Source organism: Rubripirellula obstinata, assembly GCF_001642955.1.
GTDB classification, from domain to species: Bacteria; Planctomycetota; Planctomycetia; order Pirellulales; family Pirellulaceae; genus Rubripirellula; species Rubripirellula obstinata.
Genome location: NZ_LWSK01000006.1, coordinates 55,146 through 79,842, shown reverse-complemented (window position 1 = coordinate 79,842; position 24,697 = coordinate 55,146). Strand labels below are relative to the sequence as shown.

At 54.4% G+C, this 24,697-nt stretch carries 18 protein-coding genes, 2 tRNA genes and 1 pseudogene; 7 read left to right on the top strand and 14 right to left on the bottom strand.

Annotated features, from left to right (window positions below; all coding sequences use genetic code 11):
- Positions 1–109 precede the first annotated feature (109 nt).
- From RC85_RS03455 to fliN, 3 genes are all read left to right on the top strand, one after another.
- Complete coding sequence (locus RC85_RS03455; protein WP_068258672.1) at positions 110–1,369, top strand: 1-acyl-sn-glycerol-3-phosphate acyltransferase; 1,260 nt, start codon at positions 110–112, stop codon at positions 1,367–1,369.
- Positions 1,362–2,807, top strand: coding sequence for an MFS transporter (locus tag RC85_RS03450; protein WP_068258670.1), 1,446 nt, complete (start codon positions 1,362–1,364; stop codon positions 2,805–2,807). Before RC85_RS03455 ends, RC85_RS03450 begins: the two co-directional genes overlap by 8 nt.
- Positions 2,808–3,303: 496 nt before the next feature.
- Positions 3,304–3,831, top strand: a complete 528-nt coding sequence (gene fliN / locus RC85_RS03445; protein ID WP_235033263.1) for a flagellar motor switch protein FliN — start codon at positions 3,304–3,306, stop codon at positions 3,829–3,831.
- Positions 3,832–4,148: 317 nt separating this feature from the next.
- Here the strand turns inward: fliN and tnpA are convergent.
- The 5 genes and pseudogenes from tnpA to RC85_RS03420 form a co-directional block, all read right to left on the bottom strand.
- Positions 4,149–4,409 (bottom strand): annotated as a pseudogene (gene tnpA / locus RC85_RS28975) (IS66 family insertion sequence element accessory protein TnpA); the annotation flags it as partial.
- A gap of 224 nt (positions 4,410–4,633) precedes the next feature.
- Entirely contained in the window at positions 4,634–5,071 is a 438-nt protein-coding gene (locus tag RC85_RS03435) for a type II toxin-antitoxin system VapC family toxin (RefSeq protein ID WP_160148112.1), read from the bottom strand.
- Between the two features lie 5 nt (positions 5,072–5,076).
- Positions 5,077–5,328 carry a hypothetical protein gene (locus RC85_RS03430; protein ID WP_068258665.1) on the bottom strand — a complete coding sequence of 84 codons (252 nt, stop codon included), beginning with the start codon at positions 5,326–5,328 and terminating at the stop codon, positions 5,077–5,079.
- Between the two features lie 210 nt (positions 5,329–5,538).
- Positions 5,539–5,611: transfer RNA gene (locus RC85_RS03425), tRNA-Lys, on the bottom strand.
- A gap of 59 nt (positions 5,612–5,670) precedes the next feature.
- Positions 5,671–5,759 (bottom strand) — tRNA-Ser (locus RC85_RS03420).
- A gap of 212 nt (positions 5,760–5,971) precedes the next feature.
- Between RC85_RS03420 and RC85_RS03415 the strand changes: the two genes are divergently transcribed.
- A complete protein-coding gene (locus RC85_RS03415; RefSeq protein ID WP_084422315.1) occupies positions 5,972–7,018 on the top strand; it encodes an FAD:protein FMN transferase in 1,047 nt (348 codons plus the stop codon).
- 140 nt (positions 7,019–7,158) lie between these two features.
- Here the strand turns inward: RC85_RS03415 and RC85_RS03410 are convergent, their stop codons facing one another.
- The 5 genes from RC85_RS03410 to RC85_RS03385 form a co-directional block, all read right to left on the bottom strand.
- Complete coding sequence (locus RC85_RS03410; RefSeq protein ID WP_068258663.1) at positions 7,159–8,667, bottom strand: glutamate synthase subunit beta; 1,509 nt, start codon at positions 8,665–8,667, stop codon at positions 7,159–7,161.
- 57 nt (positions 8,668–8,724) lie between these two features.
- A complete protein-coding gene (gene gltB, locus RC85_RS03405) occupies positions 8,725–13,275 on the bottom strand; it encodes a glutamate synthase large subunit (protein WP_068258661.1) in 4,551 nt (1,516 codons plus the stop codon).
- A gap of 55 nt (positions 13,276–13,330) precedes the next feature.
- Entirely contained in the window at positions 13,331–14,302 is a 972-nt protein-coding gene (locus tag RC85_RS03400) for a LysR family transcriptional regulator (protein WP_068258659.1), read from the bottom strand.
- 169 nt (positions 14,303–14,471) lie between these two features.
- A complete protein-coding gene (locus RC85_RS03395) occupies positions 14,472–14,735 on the bottom strand; it encodes a hypothetical protein (protein ID WP_068258657.1) in 264 nt (87 codons plus the stop codon).
- Positions 14,736–15,049: 314 nt separating this feature from the next.
- Positions 15,050–15,952 (bottom strand): nitrilase-related carbon-nitrogen hydrolase, encoded by a 903-nt coding sequence (locus RC85_RS03385; protein WP_149753110.1) that lies wholly within the window; start codon positions 15,950–15,952, stop codon positions 15,050–15,052.
- 32 nt (positions 15,953–15,984) lie between these two features.
- Here RC85_RS03385 and bioD point away from each other — a divergent pair, with 32 nt between their 5' ends.
- Positions 15,985–16,692: a dethiobiotin synthase gene (gene bioD / locus RC85_RS03380; protein WP_068258651.1), complete on the top strand. Its 708-nt coding sequence runs from the start codon at positions 15,985–15,987 to the stop codon at positions 16,690–16,692.
- A gap of 569 nt (positions 16,693–17,261) precedes the next feature.
- Here bioD and RC85_RS03375 read toward each other — a convergent pair.
- The 4 genes from RC85_RS03375 to RC85_RS03360 are packed head-to-tail and all read right to left on the bottom strand — an operon-like array spanning position 17,262 to position 19,441.
- Positions 17,262–18,386, bottom strand: coding sequence for an aromatic ring-hydroxylating oxygenase subunit alpha (locus RC85_RS03375; protein ID WP_068258649.1), 1,125 nt, complete (start codon positions 18,384–18,386; stop codon positions 17,262–17,264).
- Between the two features lie 36 nt (positions 18,387–18,422).
- A complete protein-coding gene (locus RC85_RS03370) occupies positions 18,423–18,965 on the bottom strand; it encodes a hypothetical protein (protein ID WP_068258647.1) in 543 nt (180 codons plus the stop codon).
- Positions 18,966–18,972: 7 nt separating this feature from the next.
- Entirely contained in the window at positions 18,973–19,218 is a 246-nt protein-coding gene (locus tag RC85_RS03365; protein WP_068258645.1) for a hypothetical protein, read from the bottom strand.
- A 31-nt stretch (positions 19,219–19,249) separates the two neighbouring features.
- Positions 19,250–19,441: a CPXCG motif-containing cysteine-rich protein gene (locus RC85_RS03360; protein ID WP_068258643.1), complete on the bottom strand. Its 192-nt coding sequence runs from the start codon at positions 19,439–19,441 to the stop codon at positions 19,250–19,252.
- 90 nt (positions 19,442–19,531) lie between these two features.
- Here RC85_RS03360 and RC85_RS03355 point away from each other — a divergent pair, with 90 nt between their 5' ends.
- Positions 19,532–22,468, top strand: a complete 2,937-nt coding sequence (locus RC85_RS03355; protein WP_068258641.1) for a RecQ family ATP-dependent DNA helicase — start codon at positions 19,532–19,534, stop codon at positions 22,466–22,468.
- A gap of 132 nt (positions 22,469–22,600) precedes the next feature.
- Positions 22,601–24,643, top strand: coding sequence for an ATP-dependent zinc metalloprotease FtsH (gene ftsH, locus RC85_RS03350; protein ID WP_068258639.1), 2,043 nt, complete (start codon positions 22,601–22,603; stop codon positions 24,641–24,643).
- Positions 24,644–24,697: the final 54 nt, after the last annotated feature.

Genomic DNA, 24,697 nt, shown 5'->3' with positions numbered 1-24,697 from the left:
GATTATACTCGCGATGGCTCCTAAGCGACGGGCTCCGTTACACTGTTAGCCTGTTTGCTGTCAGCTCTTTTACTGTCAGCCTGATTTCCTTGCAAAGCGTTTCGTATCTATGCATTCGGTCGTTATCGATCAGCCCTACCAGTTCGTGCCTCCTTATCACGGGCGTCTTTGGCCTTCTGCGTTGCAACGTCTGATTCGACGGCAATTGAGACGTGAGTATGGAATCGAATCACTCCACTTTGAAAACCTGGACCGGTTGCGTGATTCGATGTCGGCGGGACATTCAGTCTTACTGGCACCCAATCATTGCCGACCGACGGATCCTGCCATCGTCAATGAACTGTGTCGCCAAGTCGGTGTGGTGCCGTTCACGATGGCGAGCTGGCATATTTTCATGCAAAGCAAATGGCAACGATTCTTGCTTAGGCGTTTAGGTGCGTTCAGCGTCTATCGCGAGGGACTCGACCGCCAATCATTGCAGGCAGCGATCGACATTTTGCAGGCAGGCAAACGCCCCTTGGTCGTGTTCCCCGAGGGAGTCATCACGCGGACCAACGATCGATTGATTGCGATGATGGAAGGCGTGTCCTTTATCGCTCGCTCCGCTGCAAAAAAACGGGCGGCTAAAAAAGACAGCTCAACCAACCAGACTAGTTCATCCGGCGGGAAAGTCGTCGTGCATCCAATCGCGATCCGGTACCACTTCCACGGTGACATCGAGGAAGCGATCCACCAAACGCTCGACCAGATCGAGCAGCGACTTTCGTGGCAACCTCGTCGCGATGCGGACATCCGCGACCGGATTCGGCGAGTGGGCGAAACGCTGCTGGGGTTAAAGGAAATGGAATACTTCGGCGAGGTCCATCAAGGGGAGATCGCCCCGCGTGTGGCCAATCTTCTGGACGGGATTTTGTTGCCGCTGGAAAGAGAATGGCTTGGCGAACCGGGCGAGGGAAATGTCGTTGCAAGAGTGAAGCGTTTGCGAACTGAAATTCTGCAGGACATGATCAATGGCGACATCGACGAAACGGAGCGCTCGCGTCGCTGGCGGCACTTGGCGGACATGTACATCGCCCAGCAGATCAGTCATTACCCGCCCGACTACATTCGATCCGATCCCACGCCCGAACGTTTACTCGAAACCATCGAACGGTTCGAGGAAGACCTAACCGACCAATGCCGAATCCACCGCCCGATGTCGGCAACGATCCAGGTTGGCGAGGCGATTGAGGTGAGCCCCAAGCGAACCCGAGGGTCGGACGAAGATCCGGTCATGACGGCGGTGAATCGTCAAATGCACGAAATGCTGGAGATCGAATTCCCCGCAGCGGTCGAAGTGAATATGCCAATGGCGAACTCCGATGGTTGAACCGGAGTTCACCGCGGATGAATCACCATCGAAGACCAAACGATTCGTCGAGTGGCAGTTAACGATACTGGCATCGATGTATGCCGGCTACGCCGCATTCATGCTGTGCCGCAACACGCTAATCTCGTCCAGCGCCGCGATGATGCTGGACCCTAGCTTGGATCTGGACAAGGAGTCCTTTGGGCATTTGATGAGTTGGCATTCCGCTGGCGCGATCGCGGGAAAGCTGGTCACCGGTCCCGGTGCCGATTGGCTTGGTGGTCGCCGAATGTTCCTGCTGGCACTTTCGCTGACTGCGATGGCGAACGTCGGTTTTGCTTTTGGTGGTTCGTTCGCCGTCTTTGCCTTGATGAACTTCTTGGGACAGTTTGCGAAATCGGGCGGTTGGCCCGCGATGACCAAGATGGTGGGCAGTTGGTATCCCGAGCACCGCTACGGCCAAGTGTGGAGTCTGATCAGCACGAGTTCTCGCGTGGGAACGATCGGCGCGGGGCTGGTCCTCGGATTCGCACTCAGTTTAGTTTCCTGGCGATCGATCTTTTTGCTTTCCGCGGCGATCACGCTGGTGGTCGTTGCCGTTCTATTCTTCTTTCTAAAAGAGGAACCGTCCGACGTTGGCTTGCCCCCGCTTGCTGAACCAACGCCCCCGCTTGCCGAACCAACGTCCCGGCTTGCCGAACCAAAGTCCCGGCTTGCCGAACCAAAGTCCCGGCTTGCCGAACCAAAGTCCCGGCTTGCCGAACCAAAGTCACTGGGCGACGACGCAAACGCTTCGCGTGCAGACCATGTGTTGGATTCAGCGAACTGGCACGAGGCGTTAACAGCGTTCGCGCGAAGCGGACGGTTTTGGTCGATCGGATTCGGGATTGTTTTTTTGACGATCATGATGGACTTCCTTGTCTTCATCCCGATCTACCTTTCCGAATCGCTGGGCATCAGCGGCAGTGCGGCGTCGATGGCTGGCAGTTCGTTTCCCGCAGGCATGTTCGCCGCTTTGTTGCTGACCAGCTTCGTCTACGACAATCTTTCCAAGCGTACGTTGGTTTGGGCTCTGGGCGGAATGCTGACGCTGGGGTGTGGCTGCGTGATCGCGCTTAGCAATCTGGCTTTCGTTTCGGAATCGATTCGAAGCCCGGTTGCGATCGCGGTCTTGTTTTTATTGGGACTGAGTATCTCGCCCGCTTACTACGTTCCGATGAGCGTGTTTTCGGTCCGCTTTGGCGGCAAGCATTCTGGCATGCTCGTTTCCCTGATCGACGTGTTCGGCTACTGCGGCGCGATGCTATTCAATTTCTTTGGCGGTTCGATCGCCGAGCACTACGGGTGGTCCGTGTTCCTGACCGGACTGCTTGCGATCAGTTGTTTAGCAACGCTTTTGATGACAACGTTTCTAGCCCTGGACGCACGCTCGGCTCGTTTGGATATCGAAGCTGCTTGATGATCTAAGGAACGGTTCTGAAACAAGTTCTGTATTTAGCGAGATCTTTCGTAGCTGGGCCCGCCAGGGTTCAGTCGGGTACATTTCAACGCCGTGAAGAGTTTCTAAATTGTTTAACCGCGTGGGCATCGCCCCGCGCGTCCACGCGGGGCGAAACTCGCGGGGCGATGCCCACGCGGCTTAACAAATCAATGGTTTTTGCTGGACCAAATCTCTTCACGGCGTCGGGTACAGGTCCGGATGGACTGAACTCTGGCGGGCCCAGCGACAGGAAAAACCGGGAAGTTGTTTCGGGACAGTCCCAAAGTTCCGGCGGCTCGATTCGGCCAAAGGCTCCACAGCGACGATGCGGCGACGATGCGCCGCCTATGCCGCACAATTTTCTGTGTCCACTCGTCCGCTAGACATCAAATGTTTTGGGCTTGCTGGAAACCATCGTGTTTGCGGATGATTCATCGATCACTACAACAAAAATTGGTCCCCGCAGGACATCAGCATGGCTGACGACGAAAATCTCGACATGGAAAAGGAGATGGCTGCTGCCATGGCTTCAGATGCAGCGACATCCGCCGAATCGGGGGCTGACGACATCGAAAAGGAAATGGCCGCGGCGATGGCGGCTGATGCAGCGAAGGCGACCGAGGAAGGTCCGCTGAAAACTGACGACATTGAAGCATTACTGGATCAGGCCACCGATTCGCTCAATCAGGCCACCAGTGCCGAAGCTTCTTCCGCAAATGGCGCATCCGCTTTTAACCTGCAGGAACTTTCGGCCGAAGAAGGCGGAAGCCAGCCGATCGATTTGCTAGGCGAAGTCGAGTTGGACCTGCGAATCGAGCTAGGAAGAACGGTCATGCTCCTGGAAGATGTGCTGAAACTTAGAAGCGGATCCGTTGTCGCTTTGGACAAGCTGGCTGGCGACCCTGTTGATGTCTTCGTGAACGGGCGTTTGATTGCGCGAGCGGAGGTTCTGGTGCTGAACGACAACTTCTGCGTCCGCGTCACCGAACTCGTCGGGGCCTAGTTACGAACACACGGCTAAGTGTCCTTTAAGGACGCCGCCGCTGTCCTATCTGTACAGAGAACTGAAAGTAAGCAGGTTTCATTCTTCCTTGAAAAAACTTTGCTTTGTCCACGCGTTAAAGGGATAATTATTTTGTGGTCAGCTTCATGCTCAGCTATCGGCACACGAGTCACGCCACGAACAAGACTGGCTGAACAGCTTTGGCATTTAAGGACGTATTTCGCCTTAGTGTCTCCGGAACGTGGGACGTTCGCAATGAACCAGCCATCGGAAGAAACGAGACAACAATCTCAACACTGTCAGTTTCCTCGCGGTTCTCAAACGTGTGATCTCCGCCGGGCAGATCGATGGTGGTACGGGGCGGATCGCGTTGTGATTCCCGGTTGCGGTCGATCGGGCTGAGGACCGGGAATGGGATCCAGCGCCACCGGAAGGAACCTCGCCGATGGACCTTTCGGCTTGGCCGGCCCGCGCAGCATTCGCCTCCACTTGTAACGGGTGGGCTGCGAGACACCTACTTCGCTACAAAACTGAGCGACGGTGCATGGGGAACTTTCAAAACGCTGCAATCGCTCTTCCCAACGCTGAGCGGCTTCAGATTGCGACTTGGGCTTTCTCCGTTTAGGGGAAACGAAACAAAACCCACCACGCTAAACCACGCGTCTACAACGGTTCTGTTGGACGGTTACAGTGGGCTGGCCATGAGAACCTGGAAACTTTTGTCAACAAGCAAGCAATTCAAAATCTGCAACGGTGGTGGGAAATTCCGATACTTGGTGTGCATCGGCCGATGTAACCGAGGTTAGTTGCCTGTGGTTGGCAAGACACCAAGCAGGTTGATTTTGGCGTAACGCCGAAAGTCTTTTGGGTTGAGTGTGAGCAAGTCGTTGATTCCGTGACGATGCATAGCCGCGACGATACGTGCATCATGAGCATTCTTCCCAATGACTTTATAACTCGTCACAAGCTGTTGCCAATGCTCGAATACAGTGCGCTCATCACGCAGCACCGTAAACAGGCTAGCAAGTTTAGCAATTTCGAGTGTGGTGTCGTCTGCTGAGAAAGCGAGTCCGTTATTCGCAAGCGGTCTCGTCACCACAACCCAGTATTCGTATATCACCTGCGGGACAATGCAAAACTCGTATCCTTGCTGACCTAATTCATCAAGCGTGTTGAGAACAGCCTTGCACGAAGGTGTCGTCGGCTGGGCAAGCCGGACGACAACACTGGTGTCGAGCAATACCCTCACAAGCCACGATCTTCGTAGATGCTGTCACGGCTATCGTCAACAAAATGGGAGGTGTCAGGATGGCTCTCGGACCACTCCCGCACATCATTCATCCACGTCTTATGATCGCGATGAGGCTTACTTACCGGAGTGGCGGTCTTAGCCATCTCGGTGAGAGTCTTAACAGTGAATTCCTCAAGGCTCATGCCCAATGCAAAAGCTTGCTCGCGTAACACCTCTTCGGTGGACGGTGGCAAATCAAGATTCATAGATGCTCCAAGGATTTCGTTTTCAACAGTTTACCCTGGCACGAAACACCTAGAAAGTCAATTTTTAAGCGACTGGCTCGGCCGTTAGACACTGGCGGGATACAGAAGCAAAAACCCAAGTTTCCACTCGGTACGAAACTCAGTCCATTCTGGGGTAAAACAGACCAAGCCGCAAATGGCGGCGTCTCTGAAAACCCCGTAAAAAAGAAGTGAGGGTGCAGGGACTTGAACCCTGGACCATTCGATTAAAAGTCGAATGCTCTACCGACTGAGCTACACCCTCGGTTGGTTAACCTGGAAACCGTAAAACGGCGACCGAGTCAACCAAGAAGTCTAGAAAAGCGGAGCGGACAGGATTTGAACCTGCGGATAGGTTTGACCCCATCACCGAATTAGCAATCCGGCGCTTTCGACCACTCAGCCACCGCTCCGTGGCTGGCCCTGAAAATCAGGCCCAGTCATTGCTCGAGCCGAGATTGTGCTAGAAACATCGCTTCAACGCAACCCACGACTTTTCGCGTTTATTGACCCGTTTTAGGACTCTCCGGTTCACGGTCTTTTTGGTGCTGGCCAATTGTCTCTGCGGCGGCCGATGCGATCGTGTTATCAATTGGGGACAATGGACCTAGAATGTTTTCTAAACATGCCTGATTTTCAAAAAAGTATCGCGTCTCCTGGGGCTCACATCGCTGGTCAATCCGCCAAGGATTCTCTCGTGACGCATGTGTCGCATCGAGCGATGGCGACCGATTTTGTGGTTCTGTTGCCCGCTCATCAGGCCGACCGCGTCGAAACGGTGATGGAGGCTCTGGAGAGTCTCGATGAAATCGAATCTCGGTTAACGGTTTACCGCCCCAGCAGCGAAGTGTCGAAGATCAATCGCGAGGCTGCGAACGGGCCCGTGCGAGTTTCCACCAACACGTTTCGAGTCCTGGAGCGGGCGCTGGCATGGTCCGAGCGAACCAGCGGAGCCTTTGACATTTCGGCGGGCCCGCTGGTCGAGGCCTGGGGATTCACCGAGCGGTCCGGACGCAAACCGACTCAGGCCGAGATCGATCAAGCGCTGTCGCGGGTCGGATTCCAACACATCGAATTATCGGCCGAAGACCGCACGGTTTGTTTCCATCGACCGGGGATGTCGATCAACCTGGGCGCGATCGGGAAAGGCGACGCACTGGATTCATTGAAGCGGTATCTGCTGCACGCAGGCGTGGAACACTTCTTGATCCATGGCGGAAACAGCAGTGTGATCGCGCACGGAAATCAATTCCACGGCAGCCAGTTTGAAGATGAGCTAACGGACGAAACCAATCCAGGCTGGGCGGTGGGAATTGCCCACCCGACCAAACCGAAAGACCGAATCGCTGGCGTTTGGCTGAAGAACCAGTCGCTGGCCACGAGCGGGTCAGGGAAACAGTTCTTTCACCACCGTGGAAAACGTTTCGGGCACGTCATCGATCCACGCAGCGGTTGGCCCGCTGGAGACCTGCTTTCGTTGACCGTGATCATGAACAGCGCGACCGATGCCGACGCGTGTGCAACCGGGCTGTTCGTTTTGGGTAGCGATCAATTTGCGGACCATCGCCAAAACGATTGGTGGCCACCGATGGTGACGGTGTCACCCGCACCACGGCAAAATGAAGTTAGCATCGATTCGCATGGCGATATCCTATGGGTCGATGAACAGTGACCGCCCGTCGGAAATGTTGATGTAGATGTAGGCCGGAACAAGCGAAACGCAGTTCCGGCAATTGCAATGTCCAGCCTTGGATTGCCGGAACTGCGCTTCGCATGCTCCGGCCCACTTTTCTACTTTTCGACCGCAAGCAACTACGACCAGGCCATTTCCATGGACGTTCCCTGGGTCTGACCTGGTGCTGGCAAATTGCTGTGACCTTCCAGGAAAGTATCGATCGCCCTGGCTGCACCGCGGCCTTCGTTGATCGCCCACACAACCAAACTTTGTCCGCGACGACAATCACCGGCGGCAAAAACACCCTCGATGTTGGTCGTGTACTTTCCGTGGACCGCTTGGTAATTACTACGCGGATCGACTTCCAGCTTCAACGATTCAGCGACGTACTGTTCCGGCCCCAAGAATCCCATCGACAGCAGAATCAACTGCGCTGGCCATTCCTTCTCGCTGCCTTCGACCTCGGTCATTGCCCAGCCACCATCGCTGTTCTTTTCCCAGCGAACATGAACGGTCTTGATGCCCGACAAGTTTCCTTGTTCGTCTTTCAAGAAACCCTTGCTCAGGACTTGATACTCACGCGGATCCTTACCGAACTTTGCCTCCGCTTCTTCGTGACCGTAATCGACGCGGAAGACACGCGGCCATTCCGGCCAAGGATTTTCGTCGGCACGTTCGGCGGGCGGTTTGGGTAACAATTCAAAGTTCACCAAGCTGCGGCAACCGTGACGAAGCGACGTGCCGATGCAATCGGTGCCCGTATCACCACCACCGATCACGATCACATCTTTGCCTTCGGCGCTGATGAAATCATCACCAAGCGAATCCGAGTGGACCATTTGCTGAGTATTCGCGGTTAGAAACTCCATCGCAAAATGGACGCCCTTTGCATCACGATTTTCAATCGGCAAATCGCGTGGCTTCGTCGCCCCGCACGCCAACAACACCGCATCAAAATCCTTTTGCAGATCAGCGGGCAGAATGTCTTTGCCGACATCAACGTTCGTCTTGAAAATGATGCCCTCGGCAGTCATTTTGTCGATACGACGCTGGATCGCTTCCTTGGACAATTTCATGTTTGGAATGCCGTACTGCAGCAGCCCGCCAATGCGACTGGCGCGTTCAAACACCGTCACGGTGTGACCAACTTTGTTCAACTGATCCGCGGCCGTCAATCCAGCAGGACCGCTACCGACGATCGCGATTTTTTTATCAGTACGAGTTTCCGGTGGTTCGGGAACGATCCAACCTTCGGCCCAAGCACGGTCAACGATCGCGTTTTCGATATTCTTGATCGTGACCGGTGGACTGGTGATCCCCAGCACGCATGAACCTTCGCACGGGGCGGGGCAGACGCGTCCGGTGAATTCGGGGAAGTTGTTGGTCTTGTGCAATCGCTCGTTCGCTTCCTTCCAGCGATTGTTGTAAACCAAGTCGTTCCATTCAGGAATCAAGTTATCGATCGGACAACCGGTGGATGACTGACAAAACGGAACACCACAATCCATGCAACGCGCACCCTGTTCTTTCAACTGCTCGACGCGAGGTTCGGTGTAGATTTCGTCGTAGTCGTTGACGCGAACCACTGGCAAACGCCATGGCACTTTTTTGCGATCGTACTCTTTGAATCCGGTGGGCTTACCCATGATGATGCCTGATAATTTGAGGGTGTTGTAGTGGTATGTTTTTCGTAGCAGTGACAATCAAACAGCGGCCAACTGTGCCTTCTGTTGGTTAAGCACTCGCTTGTAATCGGTTGGCATCACCTTGACGCACTTGGATAGGAACCCGTTCCAATCGGCGAGTGCGTTTGCCGCGACCACGCTGCCGGTGTGATCGTGGTGCTTTTGAATCAGCGACTTCACAAGAGCTTCTTCTTCAGGCGAATCGATCTTTTCCAATTCGACCGTCGCCAAATTGCAGTTCAGATTGAAGTCGCCGTCTTCATCCAAGATGTAAGCAATCCCGCCCGACATACCGGCGGCAAAGTTGCGGCCGGTTCGGCCGAGACAAACAACACGTCCGCCCGTCATGTATTCGCAGCCGTGATCACCCACGCCTTCGATCACCGTATTGGCACCACTATTGCGAACACAGAACCGCTCCGCCGCACGGCCTCGCAGGAACGCTTCACCGCTGGTCGCACCATACAAACACACGTTACCGACCAGGATGTTGTCTTCGGACGCAAACGAGCTAACCGGCGGCGGTGCAATCACAATGCGGCCACCCGACAAACCCTTGCCGACGTAATCATTTGCGTCGCCGCTCAATCGGATCGTAATCCCATGAGCTAAAAACGCACCCAAGCTTTGACCAGCCGAACCGGTGAGTTCGATGTTGATCGTGTCGTCGGGCAATCCGGTTTGTCCGTATCGCTTGGCGACTTCATTACTAAGAATTGTGCCAACGGTTCGGTTGATGTTGATGACAGGCGATTTGATCGTCACCTTTTCACCGTTTTCAAGAGCAGGTTTGGCGGCGTCCAAAAGCACCGTCATGTCCAACGATTTTTCCAACCCGTGATCTTGGTCCATGCCACAAATGACGCCGACGTTTTCATGAGGCCGCTTCGCTGGCATCAACACGCTGGTCAAATCCAAGCCGTCTGACTTCCAGTGCTTGATCGCCAAATCAGTCTTAAGCCTTTCGCTGTGCCCGACCATTTCGTCGATCGAACGGAAGCCCAACTTGGCCATGATTCGACGAGCATCCTCGGCCACCATGAACAGATAATTGACGACGTGTTCAGGTTTCCCCTTGAACATCTTACGTAGCGCAGGGTCCTGAGTCGCGATGCCGACCGGGCAAGTGTTCAAGTGACACTTACGCATCATGATGCACCCGAGTGTGATCAGCGGCGCGGTTGAGAAACCAAACTCTTCGGCACCCAGCAACGCGGCAATCACGACGTCACGACCAGTCTTTAGACCGCCATCGGTTTGCAAGACAACGCGGCTGCGCAAATCGTTCAGCACCAACACTTGATGCGTTTCAGCGATGCCCAATTCCCATGGCAAACCAGCATGCTTGATGCTGGTCAGCGGCGATGCACCCGTACCGCCGGTGTCACCCGCGATCAGAATGTGATCCGCGTGAGCCTTCGCCACACCCGATGCGATCACGCCCACGCCGACTTCGGAAACCAGCTTGACGCTAATCCTGGCCGCACGGTTGGCGTTCTTCAAATCGTGGATCAGTTGCGCTAGATCCTCAATCGAATAAATGTCGTGGTGAGGCGGCGGGCTAATCAGTCCAACACCTGGCGTGCTGTAACGGATGCTGGCGATGTAATCATCGACCTTCTTACCGGGCAATTCGCCACCTTCGCCAGGCTTCGCACCCTGCGAAATCTTGATTTGAATCTCGTCGGCATTGGTCAGATACTCGATCGTCACACCGAACCGGCCCGACGCGACTTGCTTGATCGCACTTCGCTTGGAATCGCCGTTTTCCATAGGCTTAAAACGAACCGGATCTTCGCCACCTTCGCCGGTATTACTCTTTCCGCCCAAACGATTCATCGCGATCGCGAGCGTCTCATGCGATTCCGCACTGATGCTGCCCAGTGACATTGCACCGGTGCAAAAACGCTTGACGATTTCCTTGGCAGGTTGAACTTCGTCCAACGGAATCGACTTAGTATCGTCTTCATCGAATTCCAGCAATCCGCGTAGCGTGCAACGGTTTTTATTGTCCTCGTTGATCGTGTGGGCAAACTTCCAATACGCGTCTTCGTCGTTGTTTCGAGCTGCCGTTTGCAAGCTGGAAAGCGACTCCGGTGTCCACGTGTGTTTTTCGCCTTCGGCACGCCAGTGGTATTCACCCAGGTTTGGAAGCTGCGGAAGTTGGTCGCTTTTCTTTTCCGGGAAACCCAGCGAATGACGACGCATGGCTTCTTCGGCGATCACATCAAAGGAAACGCCCTGAATCCGGCTCGCGGTTCCAACAAAGCATTTCGCAATGACCTCATCGCGGAGCCCCAACGCTTCAAAGATCTGAGCACCCTTGTACGAACGCAGCGTGCTGATGCCCATCTTGGCCATGACTTTCAACATGCCCTTGGCGACACCCTTGCGGTAGGCAGCAACCACCTTGTCGTCGGTCATCTCTTCGGGCAGCAAACCGTCTTCATGTGCCTGCCAAAGCGCCTCGAATGCCAAGTAGGGGTTGATCGCATCGACACCGTACCCGACCAACAAACAATGATGATGAACTTCGCGAGCTTCGCCGGTTTCCAAGACCAAACCGATTTGAGTTCGCTTGGCTTTGCTGACCAAGTGATGGTGAACGGCACCGGTCGCAAGCAGCGCGGAAACGGGAACGCGATCGTGGCTAACTTCCCGATCGCTCAAGACGACAATTTGAATGCCTTCGTCAGCGGCCTGTTCGGCCTCGGCACAAATTCGATCGAGCGTTTTTTGCAGGCCAGCTTTCCCCTCGCTGCGGTCAAACGTGATGTCGATCGTCTTGCTATGCCAACCGGTGTAGTTAATGTGCTTCAGCGCCGCGACTTCTTCGTTGGTCAAAATCGGGTGGTCCACCATCAAACGATGGCAATGCTCGGGCGTTGCCGCCAACAGGTTTTGCTCTGGACCGATGTAACATTCCAGCGACATGATGACTTCTTCGCGGATCGAATCGATCGACGGATTGGTCACCTGGGCAAATAACTGCTTGAAGTAATCGTAAATCATCCGCGGCTTGTCAGACAAACATGCCAGCGCACTGTCGTTGCCCATCGAACCGACTGGATCACGCAATTGTTCGACCAACGGTCGCAGCATGAACTTCATCGTTTCGACTGTGTAACCAAACGCTTGCATCCGCGGCAGCAACGTGTCTGGATCGAAACCATGGGGTTCAGATTCCGGATTCAAATCCGACAAACGAATTCGGTTCTCTTTTAGCCACTGAGCGTACGGACGCTTTGATGCAAACGTGCTTTTCAGTTCTTCGTCGGGGATCAGTCGTCCTTGTTCAAAATCGATCAAGAACATTTTGCCAGGCTGCAAGCGCCCCTTGGAAACCACAATGCTTGGATCGACCGGCAACACGCCGACTTCCGAACCCATGATTACTCGATCGTCGTTGGTGATGTAAAAACGACTCGGTCGCAGACCGTTTCGATCCAACGTCGCGCCGATGCATTGACCATCAGTAAAGACGATCGACGCTGGGCCGTCCCAAGGTTCCATCATGCAGGAAAAATACTCGTAGAACGCTCGCTTGGCTTCGTCCATCGTTTCGTGTTTCTGCCACGCTTCAGGGACCATCATCATGATGGCTTCCTGCAACGTTCGCCCATTCATCAGCAGGAATTCCAGCACGTTGTCGAACGTGCCGCTATCGCTGCAATGCGGTTCTACGACGGGGAACAGCTTCTGCAAATCGTCGCCAAACAACTCGCTAGACGCGGACCCTTCACGGGCTCGCATCCAGTTTTTGTTGCCGCGCAGCGTGTTGATTTCACCGTTGTGGCTCATAAACCGAAGCGGTTGCGCGCGGTCCCAGCTTGGGAACGTGTTTGTCGAAAACCGACTGTGAACCATCGCCAAGTGCGTCTCGAAATCTTCGTCTTGCAAGTCGGGATAATAAGGAAGCACCTGATCGGGCGTCAGCATTCCCTTGTAAATAATGACCTTGGTACTGAGCGAACAAATGTAAAAAACCAACGCTTGCGTCAGAGTCTCGCTGCCGCGCAGTGCGTGACTGGCCTGCTTGTGAATCATGTAAAGCTTGCGCTCGAACGCATCGCCTTCGACACCGTTGGCTGCGACAAACAATTGCTCCATGACCGGTTCGCTGTTCCGAGCCGTCGGTCCGACATCAGCCGCATCTGTCATTTGCGGAACGTCACGCCAACCGAGCAGCGTTTGTCCCGATTCGGCAATCAACTGCTCAATCTTTTCTTTGCAATGAGCCCGTTCTGCGTCATCGGGCGGCAGGAACACGTTGCCGGCGGCGAACTTACCTGGTTCGGGTAGATCGATGCCTAAGTCACGCTTGGCAACCTTCTTCAAAAACTTGTGCGGAAGCCCACACATGATTCCGCTGCCGTCGCCCGTGTTGGGTTCGCAACCGCAAGCGCCGCGGTGATCCATTGCGATCAGGATCTCGCACGCGTCCAGCACATTTTGGTGACTTGGTTTGCCCTTGATGTGGGCAATGAAGCCGACGCCGCAGTTCTCTTTCTCGAACTCGGGATCGTACAAGCCTTGCTTTGGCGGCAGATGATACTGATTCAATGTCATAGTTTTATTTTCCTAGCTTTGCTGTCTTGGTATCTGTTTCTATTTTCAGTCTGCATCAAGCGTGAATCGGCGATGACTGACTGATGCCTGTGTTTGTCTCGACCATTAGCTTGCGATTGCCGGATCGGTTTTTCGTTTCAAAATTGACAGATTTGCCAAGCAGCAGTGAAGCGAACTCGCTCGCTGCTTGACTCAACCGACCAGGTCGCCGGAAAATAATCCCCAGCGGACGGGTCATTCGTAATTCGCGACACGCCACGACTCTCAGCGAACCCGTTGCCGTTTCGCGGCGAACCGCTGCCTCGGGAACAATTCCAATGCCGCGGTTGGCCTGAATTGCACGGATCATCGAATCTGCGTTGTCAAATTCCATCCGAACATCCACGTCCACGCCTGCTGCGGCCATTGTCCGATCAATTTCTTGCCGCAAGGTCAGGCGACGATCAAAACCGATCATTTCCATCCCTCGCAACTGATTCAAACTCACTTCGTTCTGGCTGGCCAACGGATGATCCGCCGAACAGACCAATCTCATTGGTTCGCGTTGCCAATCGATGCACTGAATTGATTTGGTGTTCTTTGGAAAACTGACCAGACCAAAATCAACTTCACCCTCGGCCACCATCTCCACCACTCGGTCCACCGGACCGAATTGAGAACGAACATCGACCTGGGGTTGCAGTCGCTGAAAAGCTTCCGTCGCCGCCGGCATGTAGCTGAGTCCGACCGAAACGATGCTGGCGATCGTGATCTGCCCGCTCAATCGATTACCGATACCGCGGACCTCTTCTTCGATCCGTTCATAGCTTTTCAAAACGCCCCGCACACCACGCAAGTACGCTTCGCCTTCGGTAGTCAAAACCAACGGTCGCTTGGACCGATCGATCAGCGAAACACCAAGTGAATCCTCAAGCTGCTGCATCGCCTGGCTGGCGGCACTCTGTGTCATATCGTGAACCGCCGCAGCCTTGGAAAAGCTACGCTGCTCGGCGATCGTGCAGAAAAGTTCGAGTGTTCGGAGCTGCAATCTGAGAACCCGGCGAGAAAAACGCTGCGACCAGCATTAGCAGGCCTAATAATCCCTTCCCTAGAATAAAATCCATCAATCGCAGGTTAGAGTCTGCCCGCGGATAGGTCAAGAGTCAGCTCAGTCAGATCGGCGTTCGTCACACCCGATCAGGCTATTTCACGCTATTTCAGGCCATTTCACGGCGGCGAAACCGCTGAGGCAGTGTAAATGAGTACAGAACGGTGATCGTGCCAGCCGCCATCAAAAGCCAAGGCAGATGCTCTTTTGGACGCCAAACCCGCGAGTTTGCGGACGGGTCGCCCGCCGGGTTCATAAAGCTGGATGCCCGCGTTTCTGCCGCCGAATACAGACTCGCACTATCGATGATCAGACATTCAGCACCGATGACAATTGCCATGATGCCGAGCGCAAGAAAAATGGATCGCCACATAAGAATGGTTTCTTTTGAGCTGTTTCTATTGAACTTGGGAAGGGGAACCGAACGCACCTGCCAAAGTGTTATCGGCCCGCATTGCTAGCAAAAGTGACCGATTTCATTCCCGGCCTCACAATCACCACCACCGATCAGGTTTGCCAAACCTTCGGCCCAAGGAACGGTCCCGAAACAACTTCCCGGTTTCCCAACCCGAACGCGTAAGCGAGGGATCTTGTTTAACGCCGAAATCACTCGCTTACGCGTTCGGGTTGGGATTCGGGTGTAGTCCAACCTCGTGAAGTTATCTCGCGACAATTTCGGGCGATTTCTCAATCAATCCAACGCTTCGTCAGCCCGTCATACGCGTCGATTCGGCGGTCGCGAAAGAAAGGCCAATGAGTTCGCACGACATCAATCTCGTCGATCGAACAGTCGGCCGAAACAACGCACTCGCTAGCCGCGTCGGCTTGCTGGACAACTTCGCCACGCGGCGAAACGATGAACGAAGATCCCCAAAATTCCAGCCGACCTTCCACGCCGACGCGATTGGGAGCCGCCAACCAGATTCCGTTGGCGATCGCGTGAGCCCGCATGGTCGTTTGCCAAGCGTCTTGCTGGCCGGCCCCGAATTCGTCTTTCTCTTCGTCGATCCAACCGATCGCGGTCGGGTAAAACAGAATCTCCGCACCGGCCAGCGCGAACAAACGAGCGGCTTCGGGATACCACTGGTCCCAACAAATGCCGACGCCCAATTTTGCGTAGCGTGTTTGAATGGGTTGAAAACCGAGATCGCCGGGCGAGAAATAAAACTTCTCGTAGAACAACGGATCGTCGGGAATGTGCATCTTTCGATAGATCCCCGCGATACTGCCGTCGGCGTCAATCACGGCCGCGGAATTGTGATACAAACCCGCCGCGCGACGCTCAAACAACGGTGCGACGATGACGACTTCGTGCTTCTTCGCGACCTCGCAAAGTTGATCAGTCGATGGACCGGGAATCGCTTCGGCCAGATCAAAAATCCGATGGTCTTCGGCTTGGCAGGGATACGGCCCGGTGAACAATTCCTGCAAACAAATGACCTGAGCCCCATCGGCGGCGGCCTTTTCAATCCAACCGATCGCCGCATCGACATTCTTTTGCCGACAATTCGGATCAACGACTCCATCGGCTGACACGCCGCTGCCGGCATCTTTCATTTGCACTACGGATACGCGAACATTTCGAGCCACAGTCATTACCTTTTTCCGATTTACGCCTGATCATGATTTCCGACACCCAGCCTAAACAAAAGCCCCAGCTTAATCCTAAGACAAAAGTCATCTTCTTTGCAGGCACCGACACGGATGTTGGCAAAACCTACATCGCCGCGTTGGCCGCAAAGAGCTTTCGAGAATCGGGTTTACGAGTCGGCGTCTACAAACCGGTTGCCAGCGATTGCCGTGACAAAGACGGCGTCCGAATCGCGAGCGATGCAGTCGCACTTTGGGAAGCCGCCGGTCGTCCGCGGACGCTCAACGAAGTTTGTCCGCAAAGATTCCTGGCCCCGCTCGCGCCCAACGAAGCCGCCCGCGCCGAAAACACATCGGTTGATGCTCAGGCAATGATCGACGGACTGAAAGTTTGGACGGATGCCGATTTCGATGTCTGCATCGTCGAAGGTGCTGGCGGACTGATGAGCCCCTTAGCCGACTCGATCCTGAACATCGATTTTGCCAAACAGATCGCAGCCGACGCCGTGATCTTGGTGTCGGCCAACCGACTGGGCACGATTCATCAAACGCTAGCCACCATCGCGGCGGCAAAGCAGGGCAGTATCAGTTTGTCCGGCATCGTGCTAAATCAAGCGAGCGATGAAGTCCATGATTCTTGCCTTTCCAACGCCAAACAAATCGAAGGATTCGGCGACGTTCCCATTCTGAACGAAGTGCCGTTTGGCGGACAGTTAGACATCAGTGGTTGGCAGTTTTAGGAAGTAGGCCCTACTAGAGGAACTGTCCTGAACAAGTTCCGTCTTTGGCGAATCCTTTCGTAGCTGGGCCCGCCAGGGTTCAGTCCACCAGAAGCTGTACCCAACGCCTTGAATGGTTTTGGTCCCGGAAAACACGTGTTCGTTCGTTTAGCCGCGTGGGCATCGCCCAACGCCGTGAAGGGTTTCTAAATCGTTTAACCGCGTGGGCATCGCCCCGCGCGTCCATGCGGGGCGTAACGCGCGGGGCGATGCCCACGCGGCTAAACGAACTAATCCGTGTTTTACTGGACCAAAACTCTTCACGGCGTTGGGCATCGCCCCGCGCGTCGCGCGTCCCCCGGCCCCGAACGCGCGGGGCGATGCTCACGCGGTTAAACAGTTAAAAACCCTTCACGGCGTTGGGTGGGATACCTCGGGAAATACGCTCTGGGTGCAACTTACAGGAACCTAAATGGTGGCGTTCACCGAGAAATGTCAATCGTTCTGCGACCTGTTCACAAGTCGCCTGAAAGAATGACTTGCCAAGTCGAGATTCACGAAGCTCTTGAATGGCAGTTTGTGACTCCGATTCATGCATCTGTTTTGTCGATCAGATGATCGAGTCCGCAATTTCGGGCCACGTATTCTTGTAACGCAAACACCAGCTCCTCGCGTGTGCTGATGCTTCCCTTGAAGGGGCTGTTTTCCATGCCGCGTTGTAGGTCAGGATAGATGGCTGCGTCTTCGGCTAAAATTTTTCTGATGACGGAAGATTTCAGTCGTCCCCACATCGTCGTTAGCAAACGCGTAAACGCGGTTTCCTTTTCAGCGCGAAGAATGAAAACGGAAACATCCATGTGGCATGACGTGGCGGTGATCGGTGTCAGTGACATGACTTGCAGCATCGCGTCGATGCGAATCACAAACAAACCGGGGAAACAATGATGCAGTTGATACTGATGGTCGCATCCGGGTTGCAGTCTGGGCAGAACAAAGTCGGCCAATCGCTTGTAGAACGCGGGTGCGATTGTCGTTGATCGCATGACCGTTCCGCTGTCGTGGATTTCGTGTTCGATGTCTTCTTCGCACGCGGCCGCCTGCAACGTTTGGGAATGCACCGAATCCAAGTGATACGATTCAACCGTATTCTCGGCGACGATTTTCCAATTCGCGGGAAAGTCGAAATCCCAGTGGTCAACGCGACGCCAACGGTCGGCCGCGTATTGTTCCAGGACAGCTTGGGTGACGCCTAATTGGTTTGCAATCGGATCGGGATCAGGGGCCAAGTTGACAAAGATCAATGGACCGATAAGCGATGTTTTGAACTTCGTCAAACACTCCGGACCACCGGGCATGGGGCGAAAGCTTTTCGCATCCGGGATCTTTCCCGTTTTGCCGGACTCGGTGAATTCCCAGCCGTGGTATTGGCATTTGATCGTTTCGCAATTGCCGCTGGGCTGATGCGACAGCATGCTGTGACGGTGTGGGCAAACGTTCAAATAACAATGGACGGTCCCGCTCGATTTGCGAATCAAAACCGGCGTGCCCATGACGTCCTTGGTCAAGAAATCTCCTTCACCGGGCAGATCCGCTAGACTGCCAACCCAATGCCACTGGGGCCGAAAAAGCTTTGCCTGTTCCTGGTCAAAAAGTTCTGCTGACCAGTAGTGTTCCGGCAGCAGAACATGCGGAAGCTTGGATTGGTGAATAAACATGGGCAATAAAACCGGCGGGGGTGAATCAAGGAAGCGTCAGCCCATGCGTCGTTGGATTTCGTTCCAGTTTTCTTGCAGTCCAAGTTCCTCGATCCACTTAGACAAATAAACTTGATCCAATTCAGCCCCGTGGCTCTCGGTCAGGCTGATAACATCCGCTTGGTCGATTAAACGTTCGGCATAGAGCTTATGAAGAATCAAGTCTTCTCGAGAAATCACGCGACTGGTTGTTTGCATTCCATCGATATTAGCTTCAACAAATCGCTTCACCAGGTTGTGGTAGTAGATCGAATTGCCAGTCAACGTGTCGATTTCAACATCCATGTAATCTTCGTCCATCGACAGAGACCAAGTTGACAATTGGCAAAGCCCCAGGTCTTTCGCCGCGGGTGAAAGTTTTTTCAATCCAATCTTTCGCAGCAAGTTGGTTAGGTTTTCTGAGTCAGCGCAGACGGAGAGTAAGTTGATGTCTTGCGTGCTTCGCGGATGTCCCCAAAACGACATGGCGATTCCACCAGCGATCGCAACGGGGATGCCGGCAGCGTCAATTTGGGGCCAGATTTTTTGGAGCGAGCGCATTAGAACGCTAGGAGGCATTGTTAGCCCCGCGTTGCTGACGTCTGCGGTAGGCTTCTTCGTATTCGCGAATCTTTCTTTCGCGTCGGTCCGCATTCCATTGGCGGTAGGCCTCGCCCAGGTCGCCATCGGGGCCGATTTTGTGACGCAGCCCGGCCATCAACATTTCGTGTGACGATTCCATCGCGACGTACCACCGCTGCATATTCTCGCGAACCTGCTGTGGCGATGGCGGTTGCGGTTTCTTGAAATTCATTTTTGGAAGGCTTGATTTCCGCTTTGCGATGTTAGAACCGATCTTGTTCAGCCTCAGCCCAGGCTCTTGGTTCGTCTTCGTCCCAGTCAACATGGATGACACTTGGATTGCAGCAGACAGGGCAGTCTTCGGTGTATTTTTGCGTTTTTCCGCCGGCTGGATCGACTGGGATGACGATTTCTTCGCCGCAGGCGTCGCAAATGTAGGTCACTTCGTCTTGCATGATACGGAACCTATACTGACGTTTCGTTTTGAGTAAAAACCGGCACTCGGTTTCCCGTTCTTCGTTCTCCTCTTGCATCAGTGTAACGTCATGGCTGACCACACCAAGCAATCTACTGCGGCCGACCCGGCAACTTTTTTGTCGCGGTTTGGTTTGCAGTCCTTTCGCCCCGGCCAGGGTGACGTGATCGAAGCGGTTGCCAGCGGTGCGGACGTGATGTGCGTGATGCCGACCGGCGGCGGTAAAAGTTTATGCTATCAGTTGCCCAGTTTGGCTCGTGAGGGGACCACGATCGTAGTTTCGCCGCTGATCGCGTTGATGAAGGACCAAGTCGATACGCTACGAGCGCTAGGGATTAACGCAAAACTGATCAACAGCAGCCTGTCCGCGAGCGAACAATCCGCGGTCATGTCAGAAATGGCGTCCGGTCAATTGGATTTGGTTTACGTCGCGCCCGAGCGGCTTCGCAACAGCCGATTTTTAGAAGCCACCGAGTCCGCCAACATCAGTTTGCTTGCCGTTGACGAGGCCCACTGCGTCAGCGAATGGGGCCACGACTTCCGGCCCGACTATTCGCGATTGGGACTGTTTCGTCAGCGGTATTTGAACGACGTCCAAACGATTGCCTTGACCGCAACAGCAACACCGGTCGTTCGCGATGACATTATCTCGCTTTTGAATTTGAAGAAACCTGCAACCTTCGTGACTGGTTTCGCAAGAACCAATTTGCGATTCAGTGTCACGCACGCCAAAACGGATTCGGCCAAGCAAGAACGATTGATTTCCATCATCAACTCGCACAACGCGGATGGAAAAACGGGTGCTGGAATTATTTACGCCGCGACTCGAAAACGATGCGAGGAAATTGGTGAATGGCTGCCAGAGAAAGTGGATAAGCCGATCGGCGTCTATCACGCTGGATTGGATCAGGTGGGACGGCATCAAGTCCAAGAAGCGTTCATGTCGGGCAAGTTGTCGGCGATCGTCGCGACCAATGCTTTTGGAATGGGCATCGACAAATCTGACATTCGGTTCGTCGTTCACTACAACATGCCCGGCAGTTTGGAAGCGTACTATCAAGAAGCGGGCAGGGCAGGGCGTGACGGAAAGAACAGCGATTGTGAGTTACTGTTTTCATACCAAGATCGCTACGTGCAAGAGTTCTTTATCGAAAATCGCTATCCATCGCGGGAAGCAGTTCGTTTGGTGCATCAGTATTTACTCTCTCGCGAAGAAGATCCGATTGAATTGACGCTCGATCAGGTCAAGGAAGGAGCAGGCTTAAAAGAGGGCAGCGAAGCGGTCGGAACAGCGGAAACCTTGCTGGCGCGTGCGGGCGTGATTCGGCGACTCGATTCCAGTGCCGGCAAGGCAATGGTGCGAATTGATTCCAAGGCACCGACGCTGCTGGATTTTCTGCCCAAAGAAGCTCGGGTGCGACGCCGAGTCATGCTGGCGATTGAAAAAGTCGTCGGCCGTCGTCGAAATGAAGATGTCTATGTCCAACCGAAACGGTTGATGCAGTTGGCGGATGTTGATCGCGAACAATTGGCGCGAACGCTGCGAGAATTGCGGCGGTTACGATCGTTTGATTACGTTCCGCCGTTTCGCGGTCGAGCCGTTCACTTTATCGATCGCGAGCGTTCGTTTGACGAACTGGACATCGATTTCGAGGAACTGGAACGACGCAAAAAAGCTGAATTTGGAAAGTTGGAAGCCGTGATTGGGCTGGCCAATACGCCCGGCTGTCGTCAACGCGTCATCCTGGATTACTTTGGCGAAACCGATTCAGACAACTGCGGTACTTGCGATCGATGCAAACCGGCTGACGGAAGTTTAGGTCGCGGGTCAGATGTCTCCTTGGGAACTCCGCTGAAAGGCGTGGACAACGCCGCGCTGTTGCGAGGAGTCCGGGTGGTGCTGAGCGGCGTGACTCGGATGCATGGACGGTTTGGGAAAACGCTTGTGGCGCAAATGTTGTGTGGGTCGAAGAACAAAAAGTTGCAGCAATGGCGATTGAATCAGCTAAGCACTTACGGGCTGCTTTCGGGTTTGAGGCAAAGCGAAGTGGTTTCGGTGATGGAGGCGATTGCCGAAGGTGGAATGTTGGAACAGAAAGAGGTGGATGATCGGCGGCCGACGTTGCATGTCACGGCGGCCGGTCGTCAACTGATGTTGGAGGGAACGGAGTTGCCTGCTTCGATTCGCATGTCGTTTCCGCTGGCGAAAAAGTTGGCGATGTCGGTGGCTAAACTGGAAGCCGCTGATGTGCAAACGGAATCGGCGGGTACTGATAATGCCCAGCCCGATGCGCCGCTTTCGCAGGACGATCAAGCTTTGTCAGAGCTGATCGATGTGATCAAGCGTTGGCGCAGCAAATCGTCAGCGGCGTTGGGGATTCCGGCATATCGGATTTTGACCAACGCGACGATCGAGCGGTTGGCGGATGCGAAACCAACCACGACGGGCGAGCTGGAATTGGTGTCTGGAATTGGTTCGGCGACGATCGAGCAGTTCGGGTACGACCTGATCGAGCTGATTCGCGGTGCCGTCGAGCAAACTGGCCAAGACGCTCCTGGGCAATTCGAGGGCGGGCAATTCGAGGGCGAAAATGGTGAGCCGCTGGCCGTGAGGCCTCGGGCAACTGAGGCACCAGAATCCCACGCGGCACCAGAATCCCACGCGGCACCAGAATCCCACGCGGCACCAGAACCCCACGCGGCACCAGAATCCCACGCAACGCCGGATTCCAGTGGTTCATCGGATTCGATTCCAACGCCCGATTCCCGGCCGCTTACGCGTCACGGCTCACCCATTGAGCAGCCCGAAGTTGCTCAGAATTCTGAATCGTCGGACGCCTATTGGACTTGGCGGCTGTTCCGTGACGGTTATTCGGCGTCGCAAATTGCGGCCATTCGTCGGGTGGATGTCGCCAAATTGGCGAACGATCTGAAATTGGCCGCCCAGGCGGGGCACGCGATTCGCCCGGAATGGAACTTGCAAGGAGATTCGGAATCGGGCCAATGAACCGACGGTTAGTCACTTTGTCGTCGAAGCACTACAATTCACCACTTACGATCAATCAACACTTACGATCAATCAACGCGCCGAGCACGCATTCGGCCACCTGAGATAGCTGAAACGGATAAACCGAAGCACATGGATAAACCTAGCAATTCGAACGCTCCCGAGGACAAGGAAAACGGTCCAGCAAAACGGGGCAATAACTCACTGCTAATCGCATTGGTCATCGCTGCGTTGGTGATGATGCTGTTCTATGGTCGTAACGAAGAAAGGTCGGTGGTTACCGCGAAATTTTTCTATGACCAGCTCAAAAAGGAAAACGTTCAGTCCGTTCGAATCGATCAAGAACGTGTCGTCGGCGACTTCAAAATCCGCCCCGAAGTTCCAAAATCGCTGCAAAAAGCGGATTCAGGCGAAAACTCCGACGCCGACGACGAAGCCGCGGCAGAGCAGGGCACCTACCTGAAAGAGTTCGCATTTAACCGCCCCACCGATGCGGGCTGGGTGGTGGAATTCCAGAAAGAGCTGCGTGAAGCTGGCATCGAAGATTTCACGTACCCTGAACGCGATAACACCGCCGAGGTGATCTATTTCCTGGCGATGGTCGGTTTGCCGATCGGCATTTTGGTGTTCTTTTTTCTGATGCTGCGTCGGTCGCGAAACGACATGATGGGCGGCGGCGGATTGTTGTCAGGCTTCAGCAAGAGCCCGGCCAAGCGATTCGAGGCCAGTGACAAAATGGTCACGTTTAGTGACGTTGCAGGCTTGGAAGGCGTCAAAGCTGACTTGCAGGAAATTGTTGATTTCCTAAAAACGCCCGAAAAATTCCAGGCACTTGGCGGACGCGTGCCCAAGGGAGTGCTTCTTAATGGACCGCCCGGTACCGGCAAAACGCTGTTGGCTCGCGCGGTTGCCGGCGAAGCCAGTGTGCCTTTCTATTCGGTCAACGGTTCTGAATTTATTCAGATGTTTGTCGGTGTCGGTGCTAGCCGCGTTCGTGACCTGTTCAAGACAGCCAAAGAAAACAGTCCCGCGATTATCTTCATTGATGAAATCGACGCAGTCGGACGCCAACGTGGTGCCGGTTTGGGTGGCGGTCATGACGAGCGCGAGCAAACGTTGAATCAAATTCTTGGCGAAATGGATGGCTTTGGTGGCAACCAAGCGGTCATTGTCGTTGCCGCAACCAACCGGCCCGATGTATTGGATCCAGCACTGCTGCGTCCTGGTCGTTTTGACCGACACATCACCGTCGGTCGGCCAACGATGAAGGGTCGCGAAGCAATTTTTAAGGTTCACGTCCGCGATGTTCCGCTCGCCGAAGATGTCGATCTGAAACGGCTTGCCGCAGGAACGGTTGGACTGACCGGGGCTGACATTCGCAACATGGTCAACGAAGCCGCACTCTGGGCCGCTCGCCAAGACAAAAAAATTGTCGATATGAGCGATTTTGAGCAAGCTCGCGACAAGATCCTGATGGGGGCCAAACGCGAAGAGGTGCTGCAAGAAAGCGAGAAGGAAAAGACTGCTTACCACGAGGCTGGGCACACGTTGACGGCTTGGCATTTGGACGGAGCAAACATTGTTCACAAGGTGACGATCATTCCGCGTGGTCGCGCGCTTGGCGTCACACAATATGTACCAAGCGAAGATCGCCTGAGCATTTCAAAACGCGAACTCGAACATCAATTGATCGTGTTGCTTGGCGGTCGTGCTGCTGAAAAAATTATCTACAGCGAAACTTGCGTCGGTGCGGAAAACGATCTGGAACGGGCGACCAGTATTGCCAGGCGGATGGTGACCCATTGGGGCATGAGTGCCAAGATTGGCCCGGTCAGCTACAAGACAAGCGACGAAGATCCGTTCTTGGGACGCGAAATTCACCAAACACGCCAGTTCAGTGATCACACTCAGGAATTGGTCGACGAAGAGGTTGCCCGATTGTTGTTGGAGGCCGATCAGAAGGCCGAGCAACTTCTCCGCGAGCATCGTTCGGATTTAGAAACGATCACGCGAGCTTTGCTGGAACACGAGGAACTCGGCGAAGCAGAGTTGACGGATTTGATCGGCGAATCGATCCAGGTTCGCAACCGCAAAGACGATGGTCCAACCCAGACAATGCAGCCCGAAAGTGCAGCCGAGCACAGCCCCGGAACGGCGGTCAAAAAGGAAGGTTAGTACTCAACGTAGGCCGGACCAAGCCGCTTGGGCGCAGTTCCGGCAATAGGGCAG

Bases quoted from the DNA above. Each gene is read 5' to 3' on its own strand.
- RC85_RS03450 (WP_068258670.1), top strand. From the start codon at position 1,362: ATGGTTGAACCGGAGTTCACCGCGGATGAATCACCATCGAAGACCAAA.
- fliN (WP_235033263.1), top strand. From the start codon at position 3,304: ATGGCTGACGACGAAAATCTCGACATGGAAAAGGAGATGGCTGCTGCC.
- RC85_RS03375 (WP_068258649.1), bottom strand. From the start codon at position 18,386: ATGTTTATTCACCAATCCAAGCTTCCGCATGTTCTGCTGCCGGAACAC.
- ftsH (WP_068258639.1), top strand. From the start codon at position 22,601: ATGGATAAACCTAGCAATTCGAACGCTCCCGAGGACAAGGAAAACGGT.
- RC85_RS03365 (WP_068258645.1), bottom strand. From the start codon at position 19,218: ATGAATTTCAAGAAACCGCAACCGCCATCGCCACAGCAGGTTCGCGAG.
- RC85_RS03355 (WP_068258641.1), top strand. From the start codon at position 19,532: ATGGCTGACCACACCAAGCAATCTACTGCGGCCGACCCGGCAACTTTT.
- RC85_RS03410 (WP_068258663.1), bottom strand. From the start codon at position 8,667: ATGGGTAAGCCCACCGGATTCAAAGAGTACGATCGCAAAAAAGTGCCA.
- bioD (WP_068258651.1), top strand. From the start codon at position 15,985: ATGATTTCCGACACCCAGCCTAAACAAAAGCCCCAGCTTAATCCTAAG.
- RC85_RS03395 (WP_068258657.1), bottom strand. From the start codon at position 14,735: ATGTGGCGATCCATTTTTCTTGCGCTCGGCATCATGGCAATTGTCATC.
- RC85_RS03415 (WP_084422315.1), top strand. From the start codon at position 5,972: ATGCCTGATTTTCAAAAAAGTATCGCGTCTCCTGGGGCTCACATCGCT.
- RC85_RS03370 (WP_068258647.1), bottom strand. From the start codon at position 18,965: ATGCGCTCGCTCCAAAAAATCTGGCCCCAAATTGACGCTGCCGGCATC.
- RC85_RS03455 (WP_068258672.1), top strand. From the start codon at position 110: ATGCATTCGGTCGTTATCGATCAGCCCTACCAGTTCGTGCCTCCTTAT.
- RC85_RS03430 (WP_068258665.1), bottom strand. From the start codon at position 5,328: ATGAATCTTGATTTGCCACCGTCCACCGAAGAGGTGTTACGCGAGCAA.
- RC85_RS03360 (WP_068258643.1), bottom strand. From the start codon at position 19,441: ATGCAAGACGAAGTGACCTACATTTGCGACGCCTGCGGCGAAGAAATC.
- gltB (WP_068258661.1), bottom strand. From the start codon at position 13,275: ATGACATTGAATCAGTATCATCTGCCGCCAAAGCAAGGCTTGTACGAT.